Source organism: Longimicrobium sp. (assembly GCF_036280135.1).
GTDB lineage: Bacteria > Gemmatimonadota > Gemmatimonadetes > Longimicrobiales > Longimicrobiaceae > Longimicrobium.
The window spans coordinates 1-6,845 of sequence record NZ_DASURI010000742.1; the positions used below are offsets into that span (position 1 = coordinate 1).

The window sequence follows — 6,845 nt, forward strand, 5'->3', positions numbered from 1 at the left end:
CGGACCATGCTGTGGCCGAACCGGTAGGCCGCCACGGTGAACTCCAGTGGCATGAAGAAGCCGTCCTGGTCCGGCACGAAGAAGCGGTTGCCGTCCGCCAGCACGCGGCGCACGACCTCGGGGTCGGCGATGCGGGGCAGAAAGTCGTGCAGCACGATCCACTGGTAATGCTGCCGCAGCAGGCGTCGGGCGGCGTCGTATCCGTGTCCCTGTCGCACCAGCGCGTTGTGCGAACGCAGGAAAGCGGTGTGAAGCTGGCTGATGATCGTGTTCTCGTCGTTCCGCGGGTCGCCCGTAAGCGCGGCCCGGTCGCGCGACATTACCTGCGCGCGCGGCTCCCGGGGCAGGTCGTTGAAGTCATCCTTTCCCGCGGGGCGGAGAAACGGCTCGGACGTCCCGTTCCGCGGCGTCACGCGGCCCACGCGCATCTCATGGCCATCCATGGGGGCGGGAGCGCCGTAGACGCTGTCCAGGTCCAACGATGCCGTGCGGGCATTGCGGAGGACGCCACGGATGTTTCCGGGCTGCAGCGGGCGGAGCTCCGGGTCCAGCAGCTCGTCGAGCCCGGCGGACGTGGTTTCCAGGGTAATGTCGTGGTCGATGAACTGGCCCAGATAGGTGTACGCCGCCGGGATGGACGAGTCGCCACCGGGGTCGGAGTGCCCCTTGGCCGGATCGAGCATCGCGATGCCCAGCTCCACCAGCGCGTCGCGCGTGGCACGGTCCTCGGGGAGCAGGTTGCCGGGGTCGTCCTGCAGCGCCGGGAACATGAAGTCAAAGTCCTTCAGGTCGGCCGGCGCGGCGACGGCAAAGCCGAGCGGAAGCTCCGCCGCGAGCTCGGCAAGCTTGGCGCGGGCCGTGAGCAGGGACTCGGAGGTGATGGTGGATCCGTGGCTAAGGCGGGGCATTCGGGTTCTCCGGGACGAGGGTTGAGACGGAACTTCCGCTGACGTTGGATGGGCAGGCAGGGGCGATTTCGCTCACCGGCCCGCACGCGAATCCCGGGAATGACCCATGGCGATGACGGAGAAGGAAAAGATGCTGGCGGGCGAGCTGTACGACGCCGCGGATCCGCAGCTGGTGGCGGAGCGGCGCCGCGCCCGCGACCTGCTGTACGCGCTCAACGCCTCGCGCGACGGGCAGCGGGAGCTGCGGATGGACATCGTCCGGCGGCTGATGGGCGCCGTGGGCGAGGGTGCGTGGATCGAGCCGCCGTTCTTTTGCGACTACGGCGGCAACATCCGGCTGGGCGATCGCGTGTTCTTCAACTTCAACTGCGTGGTGCTGGACGTGGCGCAGGTGACCATCGGCAGCGACGTGATGTTCGGCCCCGCGGTGCAGATCCTCACGGCCACGCACCCGCTGAACCACGTGGAGCGCCGGTCGGGCCTGGAGGCGGCGAAGCCCATCACCATCGGTTCGGACGTGTGGGTGGGCGGCGGCGCCATCCTGCTGCCGGGCGTGACCATCGGCGCGCGCAGCGTGATCGGCGCCGGGAGCGTGGTGACGAAGGACGTGCCCGAGGGCGTGCTGGCCGCCGGCAACCCCTGCCGCGTCATCCGCCCCATCGACTGACCCGTCATCGGCTGATCCGCATCGTCGGCTGATCCGCATCATCGGCCACTCCGCATCATCGGCCACTCCGCATCCATCGGCTGATACGCATCCATCGGCTGATCCGCATCATCGGCTGATCCGCATCATCGGCTGATTCCGCGTCCGGGAGAAATCGGGGATTTCGCGCGCGGAACTGCGTGCCGGCACGGGCCAACTTCCGCACTCACGCACTTCCGCACTCACGCACTTTTGTTCAGCCACTCGCCAAACGCCCGCGAGGGTGTATATTGTGGGCCGCCCCCGACAGACTGAGCGGGCCTCAGCCGTAAAGACCGACCCTGGAACGAGTGCAGACGATGCTGATCGGCGTCCCGAAGGAGATAAAGACCAACGAGAACCGGATCGCCCTGGTGCCCGCGGGCGCCGAGGCGCTGGTGCAGTCCGGCCACCAGGTGATGGTGGAGCGTGGCGGCGGCCTGGGCAGCGGCTTTACGGACGAGCAGTACGAGGCCGTGGGCGCCACCATCCACGACGTGGAAGAGGTGTGGGCCCGCGCCGAGATGATCATGAAGGTCAAGGAGCCCATCCAGGTCGAGTACGCCCGCACGCGTCCCGACCAGCTCCTGTTCACGTACTTCCACTTCGCGGCGGACGAGAAGCTCACGCGCGCCATGCTGGACAGCGGCAGCGTGAACATCGCGTACGAGACGGTGCAGCTGCCCAGCGGCGAGCTGCCCCTGCTCACGCCCATGTCCGAGGTGGCGGGCCGGATGAGCATCCAGGCCGGCGCCAAGTACCTGGAGAAGTTCTACGGCGGCCGCGGCATGCTGCTGGGCGGCGTGCCCGGCGTGACGCCGGCCAACGTGGTGATCATCGGCGGCGGCGTGGTGGGCACGCACGCGGCCAAGATGGCCGCCGGCCTGGGCGCCCGCGTGACCATCCTGGACCTGTCGCTGGAGCGCCTGCGCTACCTGTCGGACGTGATGCCGGCCAACGTGGAGCTCATCTACAGCAACCGCCACAACATCCTGGAGCGGGTGGAGCAGGCGGACCTCGTCGTGGGCGCCGTGCTGCTGCCGGGTGCCAAGGCCCCCAAGCTCATCAAGCGCGAGGACCTCAAGCGGATGAAGCAGGGCGCCGTGATCGTGGACGTGGCGGTGGACCAGGGCGGCTGCGTGGAGACCATCCGTCCCACGACGCACGAGGATCCCATCTACGAGATCGACGGCGTGATCCACTACGGCGTGGCCAACATGCCGGGCGGCGTGCCGCGCACGTCCACGCTGGCGCTGACCAACGCGACGTTCCCCTACGCGCAGCGCCTGGCCCGCCTGGGCTGGAAGGAAGCCTGCCGCCAGGACAACGCGCTGGCCCTGGGCCTGAACGTGGTGAACGGCAAGGTGACGTATCCGGGCGTGGCCGAGGCGTTCGACCTGGAGTACACGCCGGTGTCGTCGGTGCTGGGCTGAACGGCTCTGGACTGCAGGGAATAGGGAATAGGGAACAGGGAATAGGGAATAGGGAATAGCCTGCAACTGACTTCCTGAACCGCAGGGCCCAGGGACAGCCTGCAACTGCATCGTGGCCCCGCCGAGCGTTCGGCGGGGCCGCTTGCATTTGGGCGGGCGGAGGGTTCTACTGCGGCGCGATGGCGATTCGCTTCTCCCCGATCCATTTCACCGACGATGATGGTCCGATTCCGCCGCCTGGCGAGCAACCCCGACCTGCCGCTTCCCGCCCGGCAGACGCCCGGCTCCGCCGGGTACGACGTCGCCAGCGCGGAGCCGGACTTCGTGCTGCACCCGGGCGAGCGGCGCCTCGTGGCCACGGGGCTCGCCATCGAGCTGCCGGACGACGTGGAGTGCCAGGTGCGCCCCCGCTCCGGCCTGGCGCTTCGGCACGGCATCACTCTCCCTAACGCGCCCGCGACCATCGACCCCGACTACCGCGGCGAGCTCAAGGTCATCGTGTGGAACGCCGGCACCGATCCCGTTCCCATCCCCCGGGGGACGCGCATCGCGCAGTTGGTGTTCGCGCGGTTCGTCGCGCCGGAGGTGGTGGAGGTGGAAGAGCTGTCCGAGAGCGGCCGCGGCGAGGGCGGCTTCGGCTCGACGGGGCGGTAGGGACGGATGAGAACGACGAGCGGGCCCGGCGGATGGTCATCCGCCGGGCCCGCGTCGTTCGCCGAAGCACATCCTTCAGTGGATGTGGCTCAGAGCATGGGGGTGCAGGGGCAGCAGGTCAGGTCCGTCTTGAGCGATGCGACGTTGCACAGGGGCTTGGTGGCCACGTGGGCGTCCACCGTTCCGCGCTGGAGCTGGTGGTCCTCGCCCGTCTGGAACGTGTCGACGGCGAGGTCGTCGAGGCTGAGCCGCAGCTTGTTCATGGCGTTCTCCTGGATCACGGTGACGGGCGCCGCCGTCGCCGAATGCGACGACGGTTTGCGCTCGCATTGTAATTCAGGCGTGAAGTGAATGGCAAGCTTCTTCTGATGCGAGAATCGAGAAGAAAAGCCGGGGTTCCGAGCCCCGCCGTGGCAAGCTATTCCCTATTCCCTGTTCCCTATTCCCTGCAGTTACGGGCCTTGCGCAATTCTGCCCCCGTAGCAGATTCACCCCCGGTTCAACACCACCATCCACCCTCTCGCCGTGCTCGCCGACGGACAGGCATGCGCCGTGCATCTGCGCGCCGCGGCTCCGGGTTGGGCGGCCGGGGCTTCGGGTTGCGTATGTGCGTGGGGCGGCCTAGCTTTGCCGCCGTCCAACGCACCACGCAGAACGCAGGGCGGAAGCCCCGCCCCAGGCGCCCGGAGGCCGGTTCCAACGCCCCGGCGAGAAAGCTAAAGAAGACGACATGGCCTTTCGCTGGTTCAGCTCCGGGAGCTTTATCCCGGTCAACGACATCGCCGTAGACCTGGGAACCGCGAACACGCTCGTATACGTGAAGGGCGAGGGCATCGTCCTGAACGAGCCGTCGGTGGTGGCCATGGAAAAGGCCACCAACAAGATCAAGGGGATCGGCCTGGAGGCCAAGCGCATGCTGGGCCGCACCCCCGAGGGGATCACGGCCGTGCGCCCCCTCAAGGACGGCGTCATCGCGGACGTGGACGTCACCGAGATCATGCTGCGGTACTTCCTGCAGACGGTGACGAGCAAGCGGTTCCTCAAGCTCAAGCCCACGGTCGTCGTGGGCGTGCCCAGCGGCATCACGGAGCTGGAGCGGCGGGCCGTGCGGCAGAGCGCCGCGGCGGCGGGGGCCAAGGAGGTGTACATGGTGGCCGAGCCCATGGCGGCCGCCATCGGCGTGGGGCTGCCGGTGGAGACGCCCACGGGCAACATGGTCATCGACATCGGCGGCGGGACCACCGAGATCGCGGTCATCGCGCTGTCCGGCATCGTTTGTGACACGAGCATCCGCGTGGGGGGCGACGAGATCGACAACGCCATCGTCACCTTCATGCGCAAGAACTACAACCTGATGATCGGCGAGGCCACGGCCGAGGCGGTAAAGATCCAGATCGGCAGCGCCTACAGCACGGGCGAAGAGCGCGAGATGGACGTCAAGGGCCGGGACCTCGTGAGCGGCATCCCCAAGACGGTGCGGGTGCACTCCCAGGAGATCCGCGAGTGCATCCAGGAGCCCATCCAGGCCATCGTCGAGGCGGTGCGCAGGGCGCTGGAGATCACCCCGCCGGAGCTGGCGAGCGACATCGTGGACCGGGGGATCGTGATGACGGGAGGGGGCGCGCTCATCCGCGGGCTGGACACGCTGATCGCGCGCGAGACCAACCTGCCCATCCACGTGGACGAAGACCCGCTGACCTGCGTAGTGCGCGGCGCCGGGCGCATCCTGGACGACGTGGTCAAGTACCGAGGAGTGTTGACCAACTGAGCACCTTCAGACCGTACCTGCGCGGCGCGGGTGAACGCGGCCGCAAGCGGGACCTGGCCATCGCGGGGCTGTTCGCGGCCCTGAGCCTCCTCGTGCTGCTCATGCCCGAGGTGTACAAGGACGGCCTGGGGCACGCCCTGCGTGCCACGGTGCTGCGCCCCTTCACGGCGGTGCAGCGCGGCGCGGCGGACCGCGCCGGGCGCTACGCCGACGCGGCCGCCCTGCGGGCCGAGCGCGACTCGCTCGCCAGCTTCCTGGTGGGCCAGGCCACCCTGGCGGCCGAGAACCGCCAGCTGCGGCAGCTGCTGGGATTCCGGGAGCGGCTCACGTACTCGTACGTGGCGGCCGAGACCACGCCCACGGCGGGGCCGGGCTCGGCGGGGACGTACCGGCTGTCGGTGGGCCGCGGCGACGGGGTGCAGGACGGCGCGCCCGTCATCACGGCCGAGGGGCTGGCGGGGCAGGTGGGGCAGCTGGGGAACGAGTCCAGCACCATGCTGGCGTGGACCCACCCCGACTTTGCCGTGTCGGTGATGACGGTGGACGGGGAGACGTACGGGGTGGCCGAGCCGCTGCAGTCGCCCAGCGGGGGCGAGACCATGCTGGGCTTCAGCCCCGTGGCGTTCCACACGGCGCCGGATACGGGAACGCTGATCGTGACGTCGGGAGACGGCGGGGTGTACCCGCGGGGAATCCCCGTGGGGCGGGTGGCGGCGAGCGGAAAGGACCCGCGGGGGTGGCAGCGCATCTACTACGTGCGCCCCCTGGTGTCGCCGGCCCAGCTGGGGCACGTGCTGGTGCTGGGGCCGCCCGTGCGGGCGCCCAGCGATCAGGACCTGGCGTCGGCGTGGGGCGTGCGGCTGACGGCGCCCGCGCGGGCGGACTCGGCGGCGCCGGCCCTGTCGCCCGACGCGGCCACTCCGGCGGCGCCGCGCACGGCGCCCCGGACTACGACGACCACCACCCGGCCCGCGCCGCGCAGGCCGCGCCCGGTGGACCCCACCCCCGAGCTGCCGGGTCGCCCGGTGTTCCCGGGGCAGCCGCGGGTGCCGGAAGGATTGCCGGCACCCAGCAACCCGGGAGGCCAGGGGGCCGCCCGGGACACCAGCCGCGGGGCGTGAGGAGCGGATGACGGAGGGGACGCGCTGGCAGTTCGTGGGGTTCATCGCAGTCCTGGTGGTCCTGTACTTCTTGCTCCGGGTGGGCCTGGGGCTGGGGGTGCTGGCGCCGGACCTGCTGGTGGTGGCGCTGCTGCTGGGCGCGCGACGGATGCGCGCCGGGTGGGCGGCGGGGCTGGGCTTTCTGCTGGGCGTGCTGGACGGCGCGGCCCACCCCATGACCATGGGCGCGGGGGCCGTGGCGCTCACCGTGCTGGGCTACCTGGGCGCCCGCTCGCG

The 6,845-nt window shown here is 69.9% G+C and carries 8 protein-coding genes; 6 read left to right on the forward strand and 2 right to left on the reverse strand.

The annotated features are described in order from the left end of the window. Positions 1-908: peroxidase family protein (locus tag VFZ20_RS23975; protein WP_329686484.1), on the reverse strand; the 908-nt coding region annotated here is incomplete at its 3' end. A 112-nt stretch (positions 909-1,020) separates the two neighbouring features. Between VFZ20_RS23975 and VFZ20_RS23980 the strand changes: the two genes are divergently transcribed. The 3 genes from VFZ20_RS23980 (at position 1,021) to dut (ending at position 3,680) form a co-directional block, all read left to right on the forward strand. Continuing rightward, positions 1,021-1,575, forward strand: coding sequence for a sugar O-acetyltransferase (locus tag VFZ20_RS23980; RefSeq protein WP_349264124.1), 555 nt, complete (start codon positions 1,021-1,023; stop codon positions 1,573-1,575). A 338-nt stretch (positions 1,576-1,913) separates the two neighbouring features. Then, positions 1,914-3,026, forward strand: coding sequence for an alanine dehydrogenase (gene ald, locus VFZ20_RS23985; RefSeq protein WP_329686486.1), 1,113 nt, complete (start codon positions 1,914-1,916; stop codon positions 3,024-3,026). Between the two features lie 216 nt (positions 3,027-3,242). Further along, positions 3,243-3,680, forward strand: a complete 438-nt coding sequence (dut, locus tag VFZ20_RS23990; RefSeq protein ID WP_329686487.1) for a dUTP diphosphatase — start codon at positions 3,243-3,245, stop codon at positions 3,678-3,680. Between the two features lie 89 nt (positions 3,681-3,769). Here dut and VFZ20_RS23995 read toward each other — a convergent pair whose 3' ends face one another. Next, the gene (locus VFZ20_RS23995) at positions 3,770-3,943 is read right to left on the reverse strand and encodes a hypothetical protein (RefSeq protein WP_329686488.1); all 174 of its coding nucleotides are present in this window, start codon (positions 3,941-3,943) and stop codon (positions 3,770-3,772) included. A gap of 467 nt (positions 3,944-4,410) precedes the next feature. Here VFZ20_RS23995 and VFZ20_RS24000 point away from each other — a divergent pair, with 467 nt between their 5' ends. From VFZ20_RS24000 to VFZ20_RS24010, 3 genes are all read left to right on the forward strand, one after another. Next, complete coding sequence (locus VFZ20_RS24000) at positions 4,411-5,448, forward strand: rod shape-determining protein (protein ID WP_329686489.1); 1,038 nt, start codon at positions 4,411-4,413, stop codon at positions 5,446-5,448. Positions 5,449-5,549: 101 nt separating this feature from the next. Continuing rightward, entirely contained in the window at positions 5,550-6,569 is a 1,020-nt protein-coding gene (mreC, locus tag VFZ20_RS24005) for a rod shape-determining protein MreC (RefSeq protein WP_329686491.1), read from the forward strand. A 7-nt stretch (positions 6,570-6,576) separates the two neighbouring features. Next, positions 6,577-6,845: hypothetical protein (locus VFZ20_RS24010; RefSeq protein WP_329686490.1), on the forward strand; the 269-nt coding region annotated here is incomplete at its 3' end.